Origin of the sequence: Bacteroides celer, assembly GCF_002632415.2 — a bacterium.
Taxonomy (GTDB): domain Bacteria; phylum Bacteroidota; class Bacteroidia; order Bacteroidales; family Bacteroidaceae; genus Bacteroides.
Genome location: NZ_CP178209.1, coordinates 5677313 through 5699505 on the forward strand (window position 1 = coordinate 5677313; position 22193 = coordinate 5699505).

General features: G+C 42.2%; 17 protein-coding genes. 11 read left to right on the forward strand and 6 right to left on the reverse strand.

The features are described from left to right. Positions 1 to 57: 57 nt before the first annotated feature. Both CJF29_RS22665 and CJF29_RS22670 read right to left on the reverse strand, forming a co-directional pair. Positions 58 to 1089: a glycosyltransferase family 9 protein gene (locus CJF29_RS22665; RefSeq protein ID WP_008998180.1), complete on the reverse strand. Its 1032-nt coding sequence runs from the start codon at positions 1087 to 1089 to the stop codon at positions 58 to 60. Between the two features lie 3 nt (positions 1090 to 1092). Continuing rightward, complete coding sequence (locus tag CJF29_RS22670) at positions 1093 to 1698, reverse strand: DUF4254 domain-containing protein (protein WP_004324325.1); 606 nt, start codon at positions 1696 to 1698, stop codon at positions 1093 to 1095. 117 nt (positions 1699 to 1815) lie between these two features. Here CJF29_RS22670 and pdxB point away from each other — a divergent pair, with 117 nt between their 5' ends. Beyond that, entirely contained in the window at positions 1816 to 2856 is a 1041-nt protein-coding gene (gene pdxB / locus CJF29_RS22675; protein WP_074559333.1) for a 4-phosphoerythronate dehydrogenase PdxB, read from the forward strand. A 74-nt stretch (positions 2857 to 2930) separates the two neighbouring features. On the opposite strand, the gene purN is transcribed toward pdxB, so the two are convergent. Next, positions 2931 to 3557: a phosphoribosylglycinamide formyltransferase gene (purN, locus tag CJF29_RS22680; protein WP_074559321.1), complete on the reverse strand. Its 627-nt coding sequence runs from the start codon at positions 3555 to 3557 to the stop codon at positions 2931 to 2933. A 98-nt stretch (positions 3558 to 3655) separates the two neighbouring features. Here purN and CJF29_RS22685 point away from each other — a divergent pair, with 98 nt between their 5' ends. From CJF29_RS22685 to rnc, 3 genes are read left to right on the forward strand one after another with little or no spacing between them, the layout of a single operon-like run. Further along, positions 3656 to 3892 carry an acyl carrier protein gene (locus tag CJF29_RS22685; RefSeq protein WP_002558672.1) on the forward strand — a complete coding sequence of 79 codons (237 nt, stop codon included), beginning with the start codon at positions 3656 to 3658 and terminating at the stop codon, positions 3890 to 3892. 15 nt (positions 3893 to 3907) lie between these two features. After that, complete coding sequence (fabF, locus tag CJF29_RS22690; protein ID WP_099147221.1) at positions 3908 to 5170, forward strand: beta-ketoacyl-ACP synthase II; 1263 nt, start codon at positions 3908 to 3910, stop codon at positions 5168 to 5170. Then, positions 5136 to 6200, forward strand: a complete 1065-nt coding sequence (gene rnc / locus CJF29_RS22695; protein WP_099147226.1) for a ribonuclease III — start codon at positions 5136 to 5138, stop codon at positions 6198 to 6200. Before fabF ends, rnc begins: the two co-directional genes overlap by 35 nt. Here rnc and CJF29_RS22700 read toward each other — a convergent pair. After that, entirely contained in the window at positions 6142 to 7152 is a 1011-nt protein-coding gene (locus CJF29_RS22700) for an ATP-dependent 6-phosphofructokinase (protein WP_099147220.1), read from the reverse strand. The two genes, rnc and CJF29_RS22700, sit on opposite strands and share 59 nt — an antisense overlap. A 137-nt stretch (positions 7153 to 7289) precedes the next feature. Between CJF29_RS22700 and CJF29_RS22705 the strand changes: the two genes are divergently transcribed. Beyond that, positions 7290 to 8816, forward strand: a complete 1527-nt coding sequence (locus tag CJF29_RS22705; protein WP_004298310.1) for a GH3 auxin-responsive promoter family protein — start codon at positions 7290 to 7292, stop codon at positions 8814 to 8816. A 180-nt stretch (positions 8817 to 8996) separates the two neighbouring features. On the opposite strand, the gene mnmA is transcribed toward CJF29_RS22705, so the two are convergent. Beyond that, complete coding sequence (gene mnmA, locus CJF29_RS22710; protein WP_004308010.1) at positions 8997 to 10154, reverse strand: tRNA 2-thiouridine(34) synthase MnmA; 1158 nt, start codon at positions 10152 to 10154, stop codon at positions 8997 to 8999. Between the two features lie 53 nt (positions 10155 to 10207). Between mnmA and CJF29_RS22715 the strand changes: the two genes are divergently transcribed. From CJF29_RS22715 to CJF29_RS22725, 3 genes are all read left to right on the forward strand, one after another. Continuing rightward, entirely contained in the window at positions 10208 to 13048 is a 2841-nt protein-coding gene (locus tag CJF29_RS22715; protein ID WP_099147219.1) for a DEAD/DEAH box helicase, read from the forward strand. Between the two features lie 145 nt (positions 13049 to 13193). After that, positions 13194 to 15695 (forward strand): DUF4955 domain-containing protein, encoded by a 2502-nt coding sequence (locus CJF29_RS22720; RefSeq protein ID WP_099147218.1) that lies wholly within the window; start codon positions 13194 to 13196, stop codon positions 15693 to 15695. 24 nt (positions 15696 to 15719) lie between these two features. Next, positions 15720 to 17705, forward strand: a complete 1986-nt coding sequence (locus tag CJF29_RS22725; protein ID WP_099147217.1) for a PL29 family lyase N-terminal domain-containing protein — start codon at positions 15720 to 15722, stop codon at positions 17703 to 17705. A gap of 60 nt (positions 17706 to 17765) precedes the next feature. Here the strand turns inward: CJF29_RS22725 and CJF29_RS22730 are convergent, their stop codons facing one another. Beyond that, positions 17766 to 18935, reverse strand: a complete 1170-nt coding sequence (locus tag CJF29_RS22730; RefSeq protein WP_004324308.1) for an ATP-binding protein — start codon at positions 18933 to 18935, stop codon at positions 17766 to 17768. A gap of 166 nt (positions 18936 to 19101) precedes the next feature. Between CJF29_RS22730 and CJF29_RS22735 the strand changes: the two genes are divergently transcribed. From CJF29_RS22735 to CJF29_RS22745, 3 genes are all read left to right on the forward strand, one after another. Then, positions 19102 to 19914 carry a Cof-type HAD-IIB family hydrolase gene (locus CJF29_RS22735; protein WP_004307449.1) on the forward strand — a complete coding sequence of 271 codons (813 nt, stop codon included), beginning with the start codon at positions 19102 to 19104 and terminating at the stop codon, positions 19912 to 19914. A 219-nt stretch (positions 19915 to 20133) separates the two neighbouring features. After that, on the forward strand, positions 20134 to 21036 hold the full coding sequence (locus tag CJF29_RS22740; RefSeq protein WP_413544496.1) for a tyrosine-type recombinase/integrase: 903 nt from the start codon (positions 20134 to 20136) through the stop codon (positions 21034 to 21036). Continuing rightward, the gene (locus tag CJF29_RS22745) at positions 21033 to 22181 is read left to right on the forward strand and encodes an IS91 family transposase (RefSeq protein WP_413544514.1); all 1149 of its coding nucleotides are present in this window, start codon (positions 21033 to 21035) and stop codon (positions 22179 to 22181) included. Before CJF29_RS22740 ends, CJF29_RS22745 begins: the two co-directional genes overlap by 4 nt. The last annotated feature ends 12 nt before the right edge of the window (positions 22182 to 22193 follow it).

Consider the following 22193-nt stretch of genomic DNA (forward strand, 5'->3'; position numbering starts at 1 on the left):
TATTTGATTCTATGCTCTTTCAGCTCAATAAACTGCTAATTTGAACTTTAGCAAGGATTAATCTACAATCCCTTCTATTTTCGCAATGACCTGCTCCGGCTTTATATCCCTCAAACAGGCATAATCACCTCGCCAGCAAGGCTTCTGTCCATATACAGAACAGGGACGGCATGACAAATCGAGTTGCACGGTATTGACCGGCAATTGTCTCCAGCCCATAAAACCAGCGTAGGGATGGGTTGCTCCCCAAATAGAGACAACCGGAATATTGACCAAAGATGCCAAATGCATATTGGCAGAATCCATTGAAAGCATCACGTCCAGATGGCTCATCAGATTCAGTTCGGTACGCATATTCAGTTTACCGATCATTGAAACAACAGAAGGATATTTAGCAATCCATGCATCAAATACGTCCTGCTCGCTTTTACCGCCTCCAAAGAGGAAAACCTTTACTTTGGGATTGGCAGCAAAATGTGCTATAACTTGTTCCTGCAGTTCTAACGGATAAATCTTACCTGCATGTTTGGCAAAAGGAGCTATACCAATCCACTTTTGATCTTCTTTAGGTCCTGTGACTGGTTCTATTTCCGCAAAGTTTCCTTTTCCTTCGCCATAAATAGAAGAGAAATTTAATAGTACCGGTAAACCTAGCTTCTCAAGTACATCGGCATAACGACGAAAAGAACTCTTCTGATTCTCCATCACCTTATCATGACGGCGAACCAGCTTCTTTTTGCCTGCCCTTCCTTTACAAATGGAAGCTACCGGTTTATTGGCAAGACGGAATCGCAAACATAAATACTTAGAACGAAGTACATGATGAAAATCAGCAATGTAATCAAAATGCATCGCTTTTAATTCCGAATAAAGGCTATTCAAGCCCCAAAGCCCCTTGTGTTTGCCTGTTAAATCAGCTCCGACAAAACCCACATTAGCAGGCAACCCCTGAAAGAGTGGCTGCCATACAGCACGACTTAACACTGTTATTTCGTGCTGCGGGTATTGCACAGCCAGCGAATGTATTACCGGGATTGTCATGGCTACATCGCCAAGAGCTGAAAAACGAATAATGAGAATACGCGCCATTCGTTATTTTTTCGCATAAAGCACCGGATTTAATGCCGGGTCATTATACATCTTCATCTGTTTATATACTTTCATATATTTTCTTCCGGCTTCGATATCAGCCAACAGCTGTTCAATAGCCGTAGAAAGGTCTTTGCGTTGTTCCAGCAGGATATTCAACTTAGTCTGGCATTGAGCACGGTGTTCCTCAGTTGTGTCCGTACGTTCCACCTCCTGCTGCATGTGGTAAATTTTCAATGCAAGAATTGACAAGCGGTCAATTGCCCATGCAGGGCTCTCCGTATTGATCGTTGCGTCAGAGAGAGGTTTTACCTCTTTGTATTTGTCTAAAAAGTAGCTATCAATTAATTCCACCAGATCCGTACGGTCCTGATTTGATTTATCAATTCTTCTTTTCAAGGCCAATGCTTCTACCGGATCAATCTGCGGGTCACGGATAATATCCTCAAAATGCCATTGCACGGCATCAATCCAGTTCTTTAGATATAAATAATACTCAATAGTTTTCAACTCGTAAGGATTGTTCATCGGAGCATCCACACTATCCGTCACATGGTAATCGGTTGTCGATTTCCAGAAAATCTCGTTGCAAAGGTTACTAAATGTCATAATCTTAACTAGCTAATAGATATATAATAGGGCAAATCTATGTAATATTTTTCAGACAAGCAACCGTTTCTTACTTTTTTATTTGTTACCTTTGTGGGTACAAAAGATGAATTGTATATGAAAATTATTATCGACAATAAAATACCTTATATAAAAGAGGCGGTTCAGAGAATAGCCGACGAGGTGATTTATGCACCGGGAAAGGATTTCACCCCGGAACTCGTACGAGATGCGGACGCTCTTATTGTCCGTACCCGCACACATTGCAACCGGGATTTATTGGAAGGTAGTCGAGTGAGATTCATAGCGACCGCAACCATAGGCTTCGACCATATTGATACGGAGTATTGCAAACAGGCCGGTATTGAATGGACGAATGCACCGGGATGTAACTCCGCTTCTGTCGCCCAATATATACAATCATCGCTTCTTGTATGGAAGTCCGTCAGGAATAAAAGGCTGAATGAACTGACAATTGGAATCATAGGAGTAGGAAATGTCGGGAGTAAGGTAGCTAAAGTTGCCCAGGATTTTGGCATGCGTGTTTTATTGAATGATTTGCCACGGGAAGAAAAAGAAGGTGCAGAACGGTTCTCTTCACTGGAGAAAATAACGGAAGAGTGTGACATCATCACTTTTCACGTACCTTTATATAAAGAAGGAAAGTATAAAACGTTCCACTTGGCGGATGACGTTTTCTTTCAGTCACTCAAACGGAAGCCTGTTATCATCAATACCTCACGAGGAGAAGTCATCCAGACTGATGCTCTTTTAAAAGCTTTGAACAGCCGGATGATTTCGGATACCATCATCGACGTATGGGAGCATGAACCGGAAATCAACCGTGATCTACTGGAAAAGGCATTTATCGGAACTCCTCATATTGCAGGCTACTCTGCAGATGGAAAAGCAAACGCCACACGTATGTCATTGGATGCCATCTGCAAGTTCTTCCAAATAAAAGGGAATTATGAAATTAACGCACCCGCACCTGTCTCCCCCATTATTCATGCAAAAAACCACGAAGAAGCAGTCCTCCAAATGTATAATCCAACCGAAGACAGCAACCGGCTAAAAAATCAACCGGAGCTATTCGAAACCCTACGCGGAGATTATCCTTTGCGGCGGGAAGAGAAAGCATACATTATTAAGTATTAAGTATCAGGTAATAACCATAGTGGCCGAAAACGTCAATAAAGTTCTGTCAAACGATTATTCACACGACGTAATACTTAATACTTATTACTTAATACTTGATTTATGATTTTCGGGAAGTGTTCATATTCCAAAGCATGCACTTTCTTGGCTACATCGTCCGGAGAATCGGTCGGGAGAACAGGGCAAGTAGCTTGAAAAATCGTATTTCCTTCGTCGTAATGCTCATTTATATAATGTATAGTGATGCCGCTTTCTTTTTCACCGGCAGCTACTACTGCTTCATGTACCCGGTCACCATACATTCCTTTGCCTCCGTACTTCGGCAGAAGAGCAGGATGTATATTTATAATTTTATCGGGATAAGCATGCAAAAGCAAATCCGGCACGCGAACTAAGAAGCCGGCCAACACGACAAAATCAATGCGGTACTCCTGCAAAATAGCCAAAATTTCATCTCCGGCTATCCAATCCTCCTTTGGAAACACGTTAGAAGGCACTCCCAAGCGATGCGCACGTTCCAAAACATAGGCATCACTCTTATTAGAAAGCACCAACGAAACCTGAACGGAATCGTTTTTTTGGAAATACCGGATAATATTCTCAGCATTAGAGCCGGAACCGGAAGCGAAAATTGCGATGTTTTTCTTCATAACTCTCAAATTCGATGCACAAAACAGTGAAAAATGTGCAAAACATTGCATTTATTTAGTCAAATATTTGCGCAAAACGATAAATATTCATTCCTTTGCACCGCAAATTTAAAGAAATAAAACTAATTATTAATTAAAAACTTAAAGTTATGTCTGAAATTGCATCAAGAGTAAAAGCGATTATCGTTGATAAATTAGGCGTAGAAGAATCAGAAGTTACAACCGAAGCAAGCTTCACTAACGACCTGGGAGCAGATTCTCTTGACACTGTAGAACTTATCATGGAATTCGAAAAAGAATTCGGTATCTCTATTCCTGATGACCAAGCAGAAAAGATTGGTACTGTAGGTGATGCTGTATCTTATATCGAAGAACACGCTAAGTAATTCGATTTCATCAATATGGAATTAAAAAGAGTGGTAGTAACAGGCCTTGGCGCCATTACTCCCGTTGGCAATAGCGTTCCCGAATTTTGGGAAAACATTGTGAACGGGGTTAGTGGAGCAGGGCCTATTACTCATTTTGATGCGTCGTTATTCAAGACCCAATTCGCATGCGAAGTGAAAGACTTCGATGCAACGAAATACATAGACCGCAAAGAAGCAAGAAAGATGGACTTGTATACTCAATATGCCATCGCTGTTGCTAAAGAAGCGGTAGATGATTCCGGTCTTGACGTCGAGAAAGAAGACTTGAACAAAATCGGTGTTATTTTCGGCGCCGGTATTGGTGGTATACATACATTTGAAGAAGAGGTAGGCAACTACTACACTCGTCAGGAAATGGGTCCGAAGTTTAATCCGTTCTTCATTCCAAAGATGATTTCGGATATTGCAGCCGGACAGATTTCTATCATGTATGGTTTCCATGGTCCTAACTACGCGACTTGTTCAGCATGTGCTACTTCAACCAACGCTATTGCAGATGCCTTCAACCTGATTCGTTTGGGTAAAGCAAATGTAATTGTATCCGGTGGTTCGGAAGCAGCAATCTTCCCGGCAGGTGTAGGCGGTTTCAACGCTATGCACGCCTTGTCAACACGCAACGACGAAGCTTCTAAAGCTTCACGTCCGTTTAGCGCAAGCCGCGATGGTTTCGTTATGGGCGAAGGTGGCGGTTGCTTGATCCTGGAAGAATTGGAACACGCTAAAGCTCGTGGTGCAAAAATCTATGCAGAAGTTGCCGGTGTAGGTATGTCTGCAGATGCACATCACTTGACTGCTTCTCATCCGGAAGGTCTGGGAGCGAAACTGGTGATGATGAATGCACTGGAAGATGCGGAAATGGATCCGAAAGAAGTAGACTATATCAATGTACACGGTACATCTACTCCGGTTGGTGATATTTCAGAAGCAAAAGCAATCAAGGAAGTATTCGGTGATCATGCGTTCGAGTTGAACATCAGTTCAACCAAATCAATGACAGGTCACTTGCTGGGAGCTGCCGGTGCGGTAGAATCTATTGCAAGCATCCTTGCCATTAAGAACGGCATTGTTCCTCCGACTATCAACCACGAAGAAGGTGACGACGACGAGAACATCGACTACAACCTTAATTTCACGTTCAATAAAGCACAGAAACGCGAAGTTAATGTTGCCTTGTCCAATACATTTGGATTTGGTGGTCACAATGCGTGCGTTATCTTCAAGAAATACGCAGAGTAATATCGTGTTACGTAACGAAATAGATAAGATAAGGCTCTTGTTCCGCAAGGATAGAGAGTCTTATCTTTGTTTTTACCGGATACTCGGGTTCTACCCGCGCAATATCCAGCTTTATGAGCAGGCTCTCCTGCACAAATCGACTTCTGTCCGCTCCGACAAGGGACGTCCTCTCAACAATGAACGGCTGGAGTTTTTAGGTGACGCCATCCTCGACGCCATCGTGGGAGATATTGTCTACAAACGTTTCGAAGGGAAACGGGAAGGTTTCCTAACCAATACACGTTCCAAGATTGTACAACGGGAGACGTTGAACAAGTTGGCCGTTGAAATCGGCCTGGATAAGCTCATCAAGTATTCTACCCGTTCTTCCTCTCACAACAGCTACATGTACGGAAATGCTTTTGAAGCGTTTATCGGAGCTATTTATCTGGATCAGGGATATGAACGTTGCAAACAGTTTATGGAACAACGGATTATCAACCGTTATATCGATCTGGATAAAATATCCCGAAAAGAGGTTAATTTCAAATCCAAACTTATCGAATGGAGCCAAAAGAACAAAATGGAGGTTTCCTTTGAATTAATCGAGCAGTTTCTCGATCATGACAGTAACCCTGTATTCCAAACTGAAGTACGTATTGAAGGACTTCCGGCAGGAACAGGTACGGGATATTCCAAGAAGGAGTCTCAACAGAATGCCGCCCAGATGGCTATAAAGAAGGTAAAGGAACCGACATTTATGTCAACCATCGAAGAGATTAAAATACAACATTCGGCAACTGCTACTGAAATGGAAACAGAAATGGAAGTTGAATTTGCGACTAATTCTGAGACTGAATTGGCAAGCGGGCTTGAGAATGAGCCCGAAACCGAACTGAACACAAATCCCGAGATAGAACCGGAAAATGTTTCAGAAGAAAACATCCTCGTCGATGAGATTTCCACAGTGCAGGCCACAGAAGCTCCGGCAACTAGCCAAAGCAAATCCCCATGCGACGACCCTGAATCACCAAATCGTGATCTTCAGTAACCAATTTCAGTTTTCCTGCAACTTCTTCAAGAGGAATAGATGCTATATCGTCTCCTTGTAAAGTCACCATACGCCCGAATTGGCCATTGGCTATCAATTCTGTTGCATGCCCGCCCATGCGGGTAGAAAGATTGCGGTCGAAAGGAGTAGGCGAACCACCACGCTGGATATACCCCAAAACTGTTTCGCGGGTTTCTATACCGGTTTCATATTCAATTTCCTGCGCGATATATTCAGCAGCACGTTTACGCCCGTCAGTCTGAATTCCTTCCGCTACCACTACAATAGAATAGGGTTTGCCTTTCTTTAGTCTTTCCAGAATCGTATTGCCGATATTCTTAATGTTATAAGCGATTTCAGGAACGAGAATCACATCCCCTCCTCCTGCCATACCGGAATACAAAGCAATCCAGCCAGCCTTATGCCCCATCACTTCAATCACCATCACCCTTTTATGAGAGCTTGCGGTGGAATGTAGACGGTCGATGGCATCAGTAGCAATACTTACCGCCGAGTCGAAACCAAAAGAGATGTCCGTGCCCCAAATATCATTATCAATGGTTTTAGGAACAGATACGATGTTAACTCCCATTGCAGCAAACTTGGCTGCAGTCTTCTGCGTTCCATTTCCACCGATACAAACGACACAATCCAGCCCAATTTCATGGATATTCTGAAGAATTAAAGACGGTTTGTCAACATCAGAGACAACGCCTCCTTTTTTGAAAGGCTTCTCACGAGAAGTTCCTAACATCGTTCCACCCAGATTGAGCAAACCGGAGAGCGACTTGTCTGTAATAGATTCGACATCTTTAGTCAGCAAGCCCTGAAAACCGCTGTGAATACCTACCACTTCCATTCCGTAATAATTGATGGCAGTTTTGCACACGCCACGAATCGTGGCATTAATACCGGGACAGTCCCCGCCGGATGTTAAGATTCCAATTCTCATTGTCGCATTTTTTAGTCTAAAACTCGGGATTTATATGAAAGTCGTCAATTTTTAACGATTATTTCCGTCGTAAAGATAGAAAAAAAAGATAAATAAGTTACTTTTGCACGACTAAACATTATTATGTTAAAGCAGAAATGAATATTACAAAAATTATTAGTAAGACTTTCGATTCCCGTTTAAAACAGATAGACCTATATGCTAGTCAGGCTAGTGAGATACAGCATCGTGTGTTAAGCCGCTTAACACGCCAGGCCGCTCAGACTGAATGGGGAAGAAAGTACGATTATTCCTCTATCCGTAACTATGAAGATTTCCGAAAACGTGTTCCTATCCAAACATACGAAGAAATCAAACCTTATGTAGAACGTTTGCGAGCCGGGGAACAGAATCTGCTTTGGCCATCGGAGATACGCTGGTTTGCAAAATCCTCCGGAACGACTAATGATAAAAGTAAATTCCTTCCCGTCAGCAAAGAGGCACTGGAAGACATTCATTACAGAGGAGGAAAAGACGCGGCAGCTCTTTATTTCCGCATCAATCCGGATAGCCATTTTTTCTCCGGCAAGGGACTGATTCTCGGGGGTAGCCATAGTCCGAACCTCAACTCTAACCATAGTTTAGTAGGAGATTTATCCGCTATTCTGATTCAAAATGTGAATCCGCTTATCAATTTCATTCGTGTACCTAGCAAGAAAATTGCATTGATGAGCGAATGGGAGACCAAAATAGAAGCAATCGCCAACAGCACTATTCCGGTAAATGTGACAAGCTTGTCCGGCGTACCGTCGTGGATGCTGGTACTTATCAAACGTGTTCTTGAAAAGACAGGAAAACAGGCTTTGGAAGAAGTATGGCCCAACCTGGAAGTTTTCTTCCACGGTGGAGTGGCTTTCACTCCTTATCGTGAGCAATACAAGCAGGTAATTCAAACACCGAAAATGCATTATGTAGAGACTTATAATGCTTCGGAAGGATATTTTGGAACTCAAAACGACCTCTCTGATCCTGCCATGTTATTAATGATCGACTACGGAATCTTCTACGAATTTGTTCCGCTGGAGGAAGTAGGAAAAGAGAGTCCACGAGCTTATTGCCTTGAAGAAGTCGAGCTCAACAAGAACTATGCAATGGTTATTTCTACTTCTTGCGGCTTATGGAGATACATGATTGGGGATACAGTGAAGTTTACCAGCAAGAATCCCTATAAGTTTGTCATCACAGGAAGAACAAAGCATTTCATCAACGCATTTGGCGAAGAGCTGATTGTCGATAACGCTGAAAAAGGATTGGCAAAGGCTTGTGCCGAAACCGGAGCACAAGTTAGTGAATACACCGCGGCACCTGTATTTATGGATGAGAATGCCAAATGCCGGCACCAGTGGTTAATAGAGTTCGCTAAGATGCCGGATTCAGTAGAAAAATTTGCAGCGATACTTGATGCCACACTGAAGGAGGTCAACTCCGATTATGAGGCGAAACGATGGAAAGATATAGCTCTGCAACCATTGGAAGTAATCGTTGCCCGTGAGGGATTATTCCATGATTGGCTGGCACAGAGAGGAAAGTTGGGAGGACAACACAAAGTCCCCAGATTAAGTAATACGCGCGAATATATAGAAACAATGTTAGCGCTGAATGACAGCATTCTTTCGGAAGAATAACCAAAAACCAAGACATAACCGACACAAGTTATCCTTATTACAGAGATTGCTTGTACAAGGAGAGCGTTTCGAAGCACCTCTCCAATTTCTTCCAGGCACGGATTACACGGATAAACACGGAAAGAGAATAAACCTTATCCATGTAATTCGCATAATCCGTGCCTAAATTATGTCGGCTAATTACCGGGCGTTGACTATTATCCCTCCTCCCAATAATAAGCCATCTTTATAGAATGCAGCAGCTTGTCCCGGAGCAATGGCGGTTAAAGGCTCATGAAGTTGCACATGCAGTAGATGATCTGGTGTAATGGTAATCGTAGCATGGTTTTCCTGTTTGCGATACCGTATTTTCACAATGATGTCAGAATGCCCTAAAGTACGCTCCTGATTGACAAGATTCCAGTCTTTCAACCACATTTCTGTTTTCTCCAGAGCTGAAAGAGAAGCTAATACTACTTCGTTCTTTTCAGGATTAATCTCTTTCACAAATACGGGACGGTTCAAATGAATGCCCAAGCCACGTCTCTGTCCAATGGTATAAAAAGGATAACCCTCATGCCAGGCAATAAAATCTCCCTTTTCATCGACAAACCTTCCTCGTTTCACTTTATTGAGTCCTGCCTGATTGCTTCCAACCAATACTTGCCAATCTCCAACCAATGCTTGATTCTCCCCCATCATCTGCTCTTCTTCTGCCAATGCCTCATTATTTTGAGCCAACCAGTTTTTCAGAAAAGTTCGATAGTCCATTGGGCAAAAACAAACGCCTATACTATCCTTTTTAGTTGCCACCTTCCGGAACCCATGTTCCGCAGCCCAGACACGAGCTTCCACTTTCGTAATATCCCCCATCGGCAACAACATCCTGCAAAGAATATCTTGTTTCAATCCCCATAGAAAGAAGGTTTGATCCTTATCCGAGTCGGCAGCGTATGTTATATAAAAGGTATTATTTAGTTGTATATTCTGTGCATAATGCCCGGTAGCGATGTAGAAAACGCCCATTTCATCGGCAATTTTAGCAAGCAGAGGCCATTTCAGGTAATTATTGCACAATATACAAGGGACTGGAGTCCGTCCTGCCAGATACTCCTGCACAAAATATTCAATAATCTGTTTACTGAATATTTCACGGGCATCGTATGTTATATGCCGTATTCCTAAACGTTCTGCCAGATTACGGGCATCTTCCAGATACTCTGTCGAGCCATTCAATTCATAAAAACGGAAGGTTACTCCGATCACTTCATAACCGGCTTCCAGCAATCGCATAGCAGCAACAGAACTATCTGTACCGCCACTCATTCCAAGCAATACTCGTTTGTTTTCCTCCATCATGCTGCAAAATTAAGTATTTTCCCGTATCTTTGTTTGTTAAAGTCTAAAAGAGAATGAAAGAGAGACCAACTAACGGACAAGTTATAATCGTTTTCACAGAGCATCCGATACTCGGCATATTGCTGATTCCCTATATTGCGGAAAAGCTGGACGATGGTACCTTGCAATTGGTAGAACAAGCATTTCACGCCTCTCCCGAAGCTATGAGCAAGATGAGTGAGGCAGAAAGACAAGCTATTCATATCGCCTCTTATTATACAGAGAAGCATCTAATGAGTGTCTACTCCCGCGAAAAAACAGTATCGCGTTTTTTACATAAATTATCCGAAGATCCGGAACGAATAAAGAATGATATCCGTCCATCTATCGAAAAGAAACTGTTGGAAATGCTGGTACTGATACGGGACAACGGACTGCCTTTTTATCAGAAACAAGCCGGCAGTAAAATACTATACGCCCATCATGCCTATCACATAAATCCTCATAATGCAGAAATTCGTGTAACGTTTCATGTTGACAATAAAACGTTTCGTTATCAGTTGCAGTGCTATTATGAAGGACAGCCATTCTCTTTAAGTGAGTTGAAACCTGTGGTTGTACTGACATCCGCACCAGCCACGCTATTATTGGGAATGGAGCTATATTTCTTTCCGCACATTGAAAGCGCACGCATCTTACCTTTTACAAAGAAAAGATCGATCAGCGTAGACGCTTCCCAAATTGAAAAATACATAGATAACATTGTTATCCCGATTGCTCGTTATCATGAAATCGAGACTCACGGTTTGAGTATAATGGAAGAGAAATGCCCCTGTGAAGCAATTCTCTCATTCGAAGATACCACGTACAACGGACAAGCATTGCAGCTTGGTTTCCGTTATGGAGATCAGACATTTACATCGGATAGTGCCCTTGAAATGAAAAAAATCATTTATCGGAAAACATCCGGTGAAATCTTCTTTTTTCGCCGGAACATTACTGCTGAAGAACAAGTCGTTCAGCTCTTAACGGATGCAGGCCTGCGACAACTCAATAATACACATTTCAGCCTATCCCCTGAAGCTCCGGAGAAAACGATCGTCGAATGGATCAACAGCCATCGGGAGATGTTGCAGCAGTCCTTCCATCTCACCAGCAATATGGGAAACACACCTTATTGCCTGGACGAGATACGCATCGAGCAAAGTTGTGACGATGAGGTCGACTGGTTTGAATTGCACATCACCGTTGTTATCGGCAATCTGCGTATTCCTTTTTCACGCTTCCGCAAACATATCCTGGAGGAAAAGAGAGAATATCTGTTACCTGATGGCCGCATGATTCTCCTGCCAGAGGAATGGTTCAGCAAATATGCGAATTTACTAGAGATGGGAATTCAAACGGAAAAAGGAATCCGCTTGAAACATACATTTGTAGGTGCCGCACAGACCGCCTTAAGTGAAGAGGAATTAAAGAAATTTCCGGTGAAGCAACAGATACAAAATATTGCCGTACCCAAAAACCTCAAAGCAACGTTACGTCCCTATCAGCAGAAAGGATTCTCATGGATGGTACATTTGCATAAACAAGGATTTGGCGGATGCCTGGCAGATGACATGGGGCTTGGGAAGACACTCCAAACTCTTACTCTATTACAGTATATATATAAACCATCTACCCCCAGACAACCGGCTACCCTGATCGTTGTCCCCACATCGCTACTTCATAACTGGCGACGGGAAGCCAAACGCTTTACAGCACTCTCGATGGCGGAATACAACAACACCATGGCTATAGACAAGGAACAACCGGAAAAATTCTTCGGTCATTTTCACTTGATCTTTACGACGTATGGCATGATGAGGAATAACATTGATATACTCTGTTCATACCGTTTCGAATACATCGTGCTCGATGAAAGCCAGAATATCAAAAATAGCGAATCGCTCACCTTCCGGTCAGCCATTCGACTACAAAGTAAACACCGGCTTGTACTTACTGGCACTCCCATCGAAAACTCATTAAAGGACCTGTGGGCTCAATTTCACTTTATACAACCAGACTTACTGGGTACGGAAAATGCTTTCCAAAAGCAGTTTATAATGCCGATTCGTCAGGGGAATGCCCGTGCAAAAGTATTATTGCAACAACTGACAGCCCCATTTATCCTCCGTAGAAGCAAGAAAGAGGTAGCCCCGGAACTTCCGGCACTTACCGAAGAGACCATCTACTGCGACATGACTGAAGAGCAGAATACTTGTTACGAACAGGAGAAAAACAGCCTGCGCAACATCCTTCTTCAGCATCCTCAAAGTACCGACAGGCTTCATTCGTTTAGTGTATTAAATGGCATCTTACGTTTACGACAACTATCTTGCCACCCGCAACTTATCCTTCCCGACTATACCGGAACATCCGGAAAAACGGCACAGATAATCGAAACATTCGATACGCTACAGAGTGAAGGCCACAAAGTTTTAATTTTCTCCTCATTCGTCAGACATCTGGAGGTGCTCGCCGAAGCTTTCCACGAACGGGGTTGGAAATATGCCTTATTAACAGGATCGACCAACAACCGTCCTTCCGAAATCGCCCATTTCACCGATCAAAAAGATGTCCAGGCATTCCTGATTTCACTAAAAGCAGGAGGCGTGGGACTTAATCTGACTCAAGCCGACTATGTATTTATCATAGACCCCTGGTGGAATCCTGCCGCCGAATCGCAGGCGATCGCCCGCGCCCATCGTATCGGGCAGGACAAGCAAGTAATTGCTTACCGCTTCATTACCCAAAACAGTATCGAAGAAAAGATTCTTCACCTACAAGATGAGAAACGGAAACTGGCAGAAACATTTGTTGCCGATAGTGAGCCATTACCTATATTAAGCAACGAGCAATGGGTAGACCTGCTCTAATAATACATAAAGTCGCAATCTATCACAGAGACGTGTAAAATGTATTATTTCATCGTATTCCTGAATTTTTTTATCCATATACTCTTATTTTATCCGGTTATCTTTGCCATTGTGAAAATTATAAATAACCCGAAATAATAAACGTATGAAAAACAGGAGCATTACCTACCTATTACTATTTGGTATTTGCAGCATGTTATTCGTTCTGCAATCTTGCCAAGAAACGGATGACCTGCGTTCTGAAATTGATTCGCTAAAAAATCGCGTCCAAGTATTGGAAGAAACAGCTAATCAACTGAACACTTCTATCGAAAGTTTACAGTATTTATTAAATGATCCGGTCATCGTGGGTATCACACCTATCGAAAATGGCTATACTGTAGAATTAAGTGACGGAAAAAGTATCACCGTCATGAGTGGAGAAAACGTTAATGCGCTAGTCCCCACTTTATCCGTAGATAACGAAGGATACTGGATTTATAGCACTGATGGAGGCACCACCTACATGCCTCTAAAAGATGCTAATGGCAATAAGATATATGCCATTCCAACCAGTAAGCCGACCGATCCTAACGGGCCGTCCAACCCTATTCAATCTCCTAAACTAAAAGTAGATGCAGAAGGCTATTGGCTAGTTAGCTATGATAATGGAAAAACTTATCAGTATCTGACCAATAATGACGGCAGCAAAATTGAAGCCATTGAAAGTGCCGGAAAAAATTCGATCTTTGACAAGGTAGAATATGATACTACCAGCAAGAAACTAACCATTATATATGGTAGCGATAAGACCATTGAACTTCAAGTGATCGATACATTCTATCTAAAGATAAAAGGTATGGAAAACACTCCTATTTTCCCGTTAAACGAAACACGCCTTTATGAAGTGGAACAACAAGATGTTACAAGAGCGGTGATTAAAGCTCCACAAGGATGGAATGTCGTTTTAAAAGATAATGAACTTTCCATTACTTCACCGAAAGCAAATGATATAGAGAATAAAGAAGAAACAATCAATATTATTATTACTTCTTCTAAAAACTATATCCGCATAATATCTTTCAAAGTACGACTACTGACAACAGGCTACGATGCCAACACATGTGATGTATGGAACAAATTTAACTTAGGACAAGCAGATAATGTACTGCTAGATTTCTCTTATGCTGGTTATAAACATGGTGAAGTCGCACCTCCCGATGTATGGTCTTTAGGTTACACTGTATATAATGTAAAAGATTACGGTGCTATTCCCAATGACGGCAAGTCCGACCGGGAAGCCTTAACCAAAATATTAGCCAAAATAGGCTCAAAAGTGGACAATGCCAAGGCGATAATCTATTTTCCTAAAGGAGAATACATTCTGCATACGGCAGCCGATGATGTAGATGGAAAATCACAAACAATTCAGTTATTAATGGGAGGAGTAATCCTGAAAGGTGACGGACGCGACCAAACTGTCATAAAAATGGATGCCCCTAACCAACCGACCAATCCAAGTGTCATGTATTCCTCACCTGTCATGCTGGAAATCAAGCATAATAGTGGATTATCCCCTATTACCGAGGTTACGGGAAACGCCGAAAAGGGGACTTTCTCAGTAGAAGTGGCCTCCACCACAGGTATTAAAGTCGGAGATTGGGTATGTTTACAACTGGCTGATAATAGTCCGGAACTTATCAAAGCAGAATTAGCACCTTACCAACCCACTTCAAACATGACTAATCTACATGAAGATGGCGTACAGGTCTTCGATTATCATTTAGTAGCAGCCATCGACGGGCAAACTGTTACTTTCAAAGAGCCAATCATGCATGCTGTAGATCCACAATGGAAATGGACTATCCAAAAATATCCCCACTATGAGAATGTAGGTGTGGAAGATATGACCTTTGAAGGAAAAGCTAAAGTTGACTTTACTCATCACGGTTCATGGGAGGACGATGGAGCCTACAAGCCTATCAATCTTATTCGCCTGACAAATTCATGGATGCGCCGCGTGGGCTTTCGTAGCGTCAGCGAAGCAAGTTCGATCGTCAACAGTTCCAATGTATCCGTATACGATGTGGTCATTGACGGAAACCGTGGTCACGCAGCTATCCGTTCGCAAGCCTCGTCACGTGTATTTATAGGCAAAGTGACGGACAAATCAAACGGATTCCTTATAGATAACAAAAATGTATACGAACAAGGAGCAGGCCAATACCACGCATGTGGTGTATCCAAGCAAAGTATAGGTGCTGTCATTTGGAATGTAGACTGGGGAACTGACGGTTGCTTTGAGTCTCATGCCACACAACCTCGTGCAACGCTGATTGACCGTTGTACAGGTGGTTTTATGAGATTCCGCCAGGGAGGTGATTACAACCAAATGCCTAATCACTTAGCCGATTTGACTTTGTGGAACTTTAATGCCAAGAACAATGTTGCGGATTCTCCATTCATCTGGTGGGACAACAATTCTCTTTGGTGGAAGTTCCTTCCTCCTATCGTAGTGGGATATCATGGCGGTAGTATTCATTTCGATGAAAGCCAAATGAAGTTGAATGAAGAACAGGGTAATACCGTTACTCCATATTCACTCTATGAAGCCCAATTACGCAAACGTTTAGGTGCAGTTCCGGCTTGGTTAAATTCACTCCAGTAATAACTTTAAAAACAAGATACAATTATGAAGAAACTTTGGTACGTATGTATGTTACTGACTGTATGTCTGGTAGGATGCAATAAGACAGACGACTTATGGGACGACGTTAACGATTTAAAGACTCGTGTTACCGCCCTTGAAAAAACCGTTCAAGATTTGAACTGGAACATTGAAGCCGTACGCGAACTTTGCAAAGAAGGCGCTACCATTACTGATATTGAATTAAAGGATGGTATATATACCATTACATTAAGTAATGGCAAGACACTCAAACTCGTTGAAGAAACCGGAGCGGGTGCCTTGATTCCTCAAATGGGCATCGACAACGATGGTTATTGGACGGTAAGCTATGACAACGGAAGCACTTTCACACAACTGAAAGATAAAAGCGGGAATCCTATAAAAGCAACGGCTGAAAATGGAAAGACTCCTCTTTTCCAAATCGATGCAGCAACAGGATACTGGCAAGTCAGCTACGACGGTAGTACTTATGAGAACGTAAAGGACTCTGCAGGCAATCCTGTAAAAGCAACCGACGGGGAAGCCGTAAAAGATAAATTTTTCAACTCTGTAGAAAAGGTTGGCAACAACTTCAATATTGAATTAAGAGATGGCACAAAGTTATCTATCCCTATCATCAGCAACTTCTACTGCAAGTTTGATGAAAGTATTGTAGGTATACAAAGAATCGCAGCAGGATCTACGAAAGATTTCATTGTACACATGAAGGGCGTAGAATTTTATATCATTACCGCTCCCGAAGGTTGGGAAGCGACTTTGTCTGAACCGTCCGCAGATAACGATGAAGGAACATTGACAATAAAAGCTCCTGCAACAGCAAAAACTCTATCGCGTGCCGTCGCTGATAATACCAAAGACGTATCTATTCTTGCAACTTCAGGAGCATATGCTGCCATCGCAAAAATACAGGTAGAGCTTGGAGAAGCAGAAACACGGATTGACTATAAAGCAAAATTCGATAACGGAGAAAGTATAACAATCGGTGATATCACATTTGATAAAAATACTTATCCCGATGCAGAAGTAGTAGAGTTGGATGGAACAGAACCAGAACTTGACAGCTATATCAATAATTCCAAGAAAGTCAAAATCTTATTCTTAACAGGAAATAATGATTTTACAACAATCAATCCTGTAAACCTTAATAATACAATTATTATCATTGGGAAATATTCTGATTCTAAACCTGTCATTAAACCTAGTAGGGTTTGGAAAACAGTCTCTGGAAATATCTTCATAAAGAATATTCATTTAGATATGAGTAGTTTCACTACTGATGGACAATATTTCAACAATTCGAATACTTCAAGTGCTACTGATTTCACAGCTTTGATCATAGATGAATGTAAGATCAGCGACGTTAAAAACCCAATTTATCAAGATACAGCAAAAGACAATTTGAATGGTATCAATACGATCATTATTAATAGAACTCGTATTATGGTCAATGCAGACAACAAAGCTCTCATACATCTATATACAACCAAAAACTTGGCTCCATACAAGAAATTTGCATTTACCAATAATATAGTATACAGTAAAACACCTTATGTGGGTCAAATATTGAATTGGGGATTACAAACAGACTTTACAGAAGGAAATCTTACTGCAATAATATCTAATAATACAGTAATTAATATTGCAGGAAACAATCCATATTTCAGACATAATAAAGGTAGTCTCACGATGACAAAAAACATCTTTTATGTAGACTCAAGTTTTGCAAAGAATAGCAACCTTTATACTTACGTGGGAAATGATACTCATCCTGTAAGTGTAACTACAGTAGATGTTAAAGATAATATCGTATATGGATTAACAAGTAACAGTAAATGGTATAATTACCATAGCAACTGTGATGCAAGTGCGAAAGTTGACCCCTATGTATTGACTCCTCACGCCACTGCACCACTGACCATTACTGATGTAGAAAACGGTATATTTGTCTTGGCAACAGATATGGATGGATACGGAGCAAACATAGAATAAGAAAACATTACAACATCAATAAAAAAGGATATCCGAATTTGGATATCCTTTTTTTATTGACTAATATCCCATTCCGAACTGCCACAACGGCACCACATTCATAAAGCCTCTTTCAATATCATCCTTCACCACAAATCCTTTCTGTACCTCCTGAATCTGCTTTTGTCCCTTTTTCTTTCCTCCCACCTCAAATGTCATATCATCAATCAAGAAATCAGAAACAGGAGAAGCTACTACATCCGAAAAAATACGGGTCTGGTTCAAAAAGAAAGTCTCCCTGATATTTCCAATATTAGAATTATCTTGAGCCAGACTATATATCAAATTGGTATTATCCAGATAAATTTTATCTACTTTCCCTAACCCGCGTATTCCGCCGGTAGCATCTCTCAACTGCGCTATCAACCCTGCCTCTTCAATATAAAGGCAATAATCGGATATATTATTACGGCTCACTTCAAGAATTTTAGCTATACTGCTAAAATTAGGCTTGAACGGCACACTCTTAGCAATGATAGCAAGAAGTTGCTTAAGTTTACGCCCAGTGGAAACATTCATATCAGCAAATTGAGGTATGTCCGACTCCAAAGTCAAATTGATGATCTGTCGCAAACGTATATCAAAATCTTCCTCCAATGCAAAAGGATAGTAGCCTTTCTGCAAATAGTCATGAAAGAGTGGAAGCGGATGCTCCAAACCCGGAATTTCCACTTTATGCGCTACAATATCCTGCAAACTGTATATTCCAGAAGGAATACGATGAAATAAATACAAATACTCACGAAAAGAAAGTCCCTGCATCTGATACATGACAGCGCGACGACTCAAATCTGAAGCTCCTTTATTAATATCCAATACAGATGAACCTGTAAAAACAATATTCAACTCTGAATGATAATCGTAAATCAATTTAAGCTCTTTCGACCAATCTTTATATTTATGAATTTCATCAATAAACAAATACTTGCCTCCCATTTTTACAAAAGCATCTGCCAAGTCAAGCAAACGATGGCTGGCAAAATAAAAATCTTCAGCCGTCACATATAAAGAGTCATTTAAATTCAGCTTTTCTTTAATGTGCTGTAATACAAGAGTCGTCTTCCCTACTCCTCTAGGTCCCGTAAGCCCTATCATGCGACTATTCCAATTTATCCTGGAATAAATATACCGGTGAAACTCAATATTAGTCTCCCGTATCATCTTGTGAAAATACTCAAATAACTTATCCATATAGCATTGGTTTATAGACAAAGATACGATTATTTGCACTATAATAGTGCAAATAACAAAACAAATTGCACTTTCACAGTGCAATTTCAGCTAAAGCCACATCTTTTCCCCCACCACCTTGCAGAAAAACTTTTTTAATTTATCTTTGCATCCAAAACAACCCTACATGAAATACAAACTTATCGTGCTCGATCTTGACGGCACACTCACCAACTCTAAAAAGGAAATCACTCCCCGCAACAGGGAAACTCTGATACGTATGCAAGAGCAAGGAATACGACTGGTATTAGCTTCCGGTCGACCTACTTATGGTATTGTGCCATTAGCTAATGAGTTACGTATGAATGAATTCGGTGGATTCATCCTGTCCTATAACGGAGGAGAAATCATTAATTGGGAAACACAGGAGATGGTATATGAAAATGTGTTGCCTAATGAAGTTGTTCCAGTGCTCTACGAATGTGCCCGTACCCATCAACTAAGTATATTAACCTATGACGGAGCAGAGATAATAACCGAAAACTCTCAAGATCCATACGTATTAAAAGAGGCCTTTCTCAATAAAATGGCAGTTCGGGAGACAAATGACTTCCTGACAGACATCACGCTTCCCGTAGCCAAATGCCTCATCGTAGGAGATGCCGATAAACTGATTCCACTTGAAGCCGAACTTTGTCTCCGGTTACAAGGTCGCATTAATGTTTTCCGTTCAGAACCCTATTTTCTCGAATTAGTCCCGCAAGGTATCGACAAGGCTCTTTCTTTGGCCGTCCTGTTAAAAGAAATAGGAGTAGCGCGTGAAGAAGTTATAGCCATAGGTGATGGATATAATGACCTATCCATGATTAGGTTTGCAGGACTGGGGATTGCCATGGGAAATGCTCAAGAACCTGTAAAGAAAGCAGCAGATTACATCACTCTAAGTAACGAAGAAGACGGTGTAGCAGAAGCAATCAAGAAGTTTTGCAATCAACAATAGCCAAACATTTACTGGCATGCCGGCAGAGTTTTAGTTTCTCGGTGAGAAACCTTTGGTTTCAAGGAATGAAACTATTGGTTCCTCGGTGTGAAACTGTTAGTTGTACTAAATCCCGCATACGTAATAGCTAAAGTTTGCTATCTGTATGCGGGATTCCTTTTTTTTTTGCTGATTTTAGTGGTGATATTTCCAATGTTCAACCAATAAACATTCTCCACTATGGCAAATTTTATTCAGCGTGCCAGTGACTCCATCTCGGGGTTTGGTCAAAGTTACGAAAAATTTTCCAAACAACTTCTTATTGAGCAGTATTCTCCTGGTAGTATAAAAAGTTATGGCCATAAGTTGGCTGCTATCAGCTTTCACTTCAAAAAACTTCCTGAACACTTAAGCGAAGATGATTGCCGCGATTATTTCAGCATGTTGCTCTCTCGCACTCCTTCACCGGGTTTGAGCTATTTCAAGCACACCGTTTACAGTCTTCGCTGTTATCGCAAGACAATGCATCTTAGTGAACTTAATTTTTCTCTTCCCCGTATCCGTAGTACGAAGAAGCTTCCGGTTGTTCTTTCACAGTCGGAAGTGAGCAGCCTTTTGCGTCACTGCGGGAGTATCCGCAGTCAAGCCCTGCTGGCTCTGATTTATTCCTGCGGCCTGCGTTTACGTGAGCTGGTCAATATGCGAATTTGTGATATTGACAGTAAGCGCATGCAGGTTTTCATCCGCCAGGGCAAAGGTAGAAAAGACAGGTACGTCCCCCTTTCCGGCAACCTGTTGCTTCTTCTCAGGGAGTATTTCATCCAGTACAGACCCGCGGTATATCTTTTCAACAATTGTTTCGGCGGACAAATCGAAGATTCCGAGATCCGCTATCTTTTTAAACAAGCGGTTCATTCGTCCTGCATCCTTAAACCCTGCACGCTTCATACCCTTCGTCACAGTTACGCCACGCACCTGCTGGAGATGGGCGAAAATATACTTCGCATCCGTGACCTTCTGGGACATGCCGATATAAAGACAACCCTGGTTTATCTTCACCTTGTCAATCTTCCTGCCGGAGGTTACGCCTTCAGTCCACTGGACCGTCTTGAGGGAGTGGGATATAACAATACGCAGCCATGAGGACGGAGTTTGAGGTCGGTCAGATTATTTCCCGCTTCAAATCATCCTTTATCAGCCAACATCATCCCTGCGGCAGGGTTCTCCAGGTCCTCTCACGCCTGGAACAGTGCCGTACCTCCGCTTTGGAAGGGCATGTGGATGCCTGTCCCCAGTGTGGAGTCGTACGTGTTAGTTACAACAGCTGCCGGGACCGGCATTGTCCCAAATGCCAGGGAGCCGAACGTGAGGTATGGATACAGGCACGCAAAGAGGATATGTTGCCCGTGAAATACTTCCATGTGGTATTTACCTTGCCGGCCGACTTGCATTCACTGGCACTGGGTAATATGAGACACACCTGTTCATGCCTGTTTGCCGCTGCCTGGAAGACACTCGCAGCCTTCGCTGCCAATAAAGGCGCCCAGGCGGGAATGGTAGCCATCCTGCATACATGGGGAAGTAACCTGCACTACCACCCCCACCTGCACTGTGTAGTGCCCGAAGGAGGGATAGATGACAAGGGGGAATGGAGGAAGATCTCAGGGGCAAATCAGGACAGTCCTTTTCTATTCCCGGTCAGGGCCATGGGCAGGGTGTTCAGAGCCAAGTTCATGCAAGAGTGGAGCAAACATGTGAAAGTACCCCAGGCAACAAGAAAGAAGCTGTTTGAAAAAGAATGGGTGGTATATAGCAAAGCACCGTTCAAAGGCGTGGAAAGGGTCATAGAATACTTAGGGCGTTACTCACACAGGGCAGCCATCAGTAATGCCAGGATTAAGGGAATTACAGATACAGCCGTCATGTTTGACTATAAGGATTACAGGGATGGGGGAAAACATAAGATGATGACACTCACGGGAGAAGAGTTCGTACACAGGTTCAGTAGGCATATATTGCCGGCAGGATTTGTACGTATCAGGCATTACGGATTCCTGGCAGCATGCAACAGAAGGAAGTTGACAAGCATACAGATAAGGATGAAAGTACCACCGGCACCACTTAAAAGGAAAAGAGCCAAGTGGAAAGAACTCTGCCAAGACAAATGGAGGGAGTATAACTTATGCAAGCATTGCGGAGGGGCGCAGATGATTACAATTGAAGTTTTCAGACCAGCCAGGTCGCCACCCGGAAGAGGAAGTTCCAAACCGCTGAACGGTACTTTTTGAAGAAGAAAATAT

Coding starts and splice junctions, on each gene's coding strand:
- CJF29_RS22700 (WP_099147220.1), bottom strand. CDS start 7,152: ATGAGAATTGGAATCTTAACATCCGGCGGGGACTGTCCCGGTATTAAT.
- mnmA (WP_004308010.1), bottom strand. CDS start 10,154: ATGATGGAGGAAAACAAACGAGTATTGCTTGGAATGAGTGGCGGTACA.
- purN (WP_074559321.1), bottom strand. CDS start 3,557: ATGCAATGTTTTGCACATTTTTCACTGTTTTGTGCATCGAATTTGAGA.
- CJF29_RS22665 (WP_008998180.1), bottom strand. CDS start 1,089: ATGGCGCGTATTCTCATTATTCGTTTTTCAGCTCTTGGCGATGTAGCC.
- CJF29_RS22670 (WP_004324325.1), bottom strand. CDS start 1,698: ATGACATTTAGTAACCTTTGCAACGAGATTTTCTGGAAATCGACAACC.
- CJF29_RS22745 (WP_413544514.1), top strand. CDS start 21,033: ATGAGGACGGAGTTTGAGGTCGGTCAGATTATTTCCCGCTTCAAATCA.
- CJF29_RS22705 (WP_004298310.1), top strand. CDS start 7,290: ATGAATATTACAAAAATTATTAGTAAGACTTTCGATTCCCGTTTAAAA.
- pdxB (WP_074559333.1), top strand. CDS start 1,816: ATGAAAATTATTATCGACAATAAAATACCTTATATAAAAGAGGCGGTT.
- CJF29_RS22730 (WP_004324308.1), bottom strand. CDS start 18,935: ATGGATAAGTTATTTGAGTATTTTCACAAGATGATACGGGAGACTAAT.
- fabF (WP_099147221.1), top strand. CDS start 3,908: ATGGAATTAAAAAGAGTGGTAGTAACAGGCCTTGGCGCCATTACTCCC.
- CJF29_RS22720 (WP_099147218.1), top strand. CDS start 13,194: ATGAAAAACAGGAGCATTACCTACCTATTACTATTTGGTATTTGCAGC.
- CJF29_RS22740 (WP_413544496.1), top strand. CDS start 20,134: ATGGCAAATTTTATTCAGCGTGCCAGTGACTCCATCTCGGGGTTTGGT.
- CJF29_RS22715 (WP_099147219.1), top strand. CDS start 10,208: ATGAAAGAGAGACCAACTAACGGACAAGTTATAATCGTTTTCACAGAG.
- CJF29_RS22735 (WP_004307449.1), top strand. CDS start 19,102: ATGAAATACAAACTTATCGTGCTCGATCTTGACGGCACACTCACCAAC.
- CJF29_RS22685 (WP_002558672.1), top strand. CDS start 3,656: ATGTCTGAAATTGCATCAAGAGTAAAAGCGATTATCGTTGATAAATTA.
- rnc (WP_099147226.1), top strand. CDS start 5,136: ATGCGTGCGTTATCTTCAAGAAATACGCAGAGTAATATCGTGTTACGT.
- CJF29_RS22725 (WP_099147217.1), top strand. CDS start 15,720: ATGAAGAAACTTTGGTACGTATGTATGTTACTGACTGTATGTCTGGTA.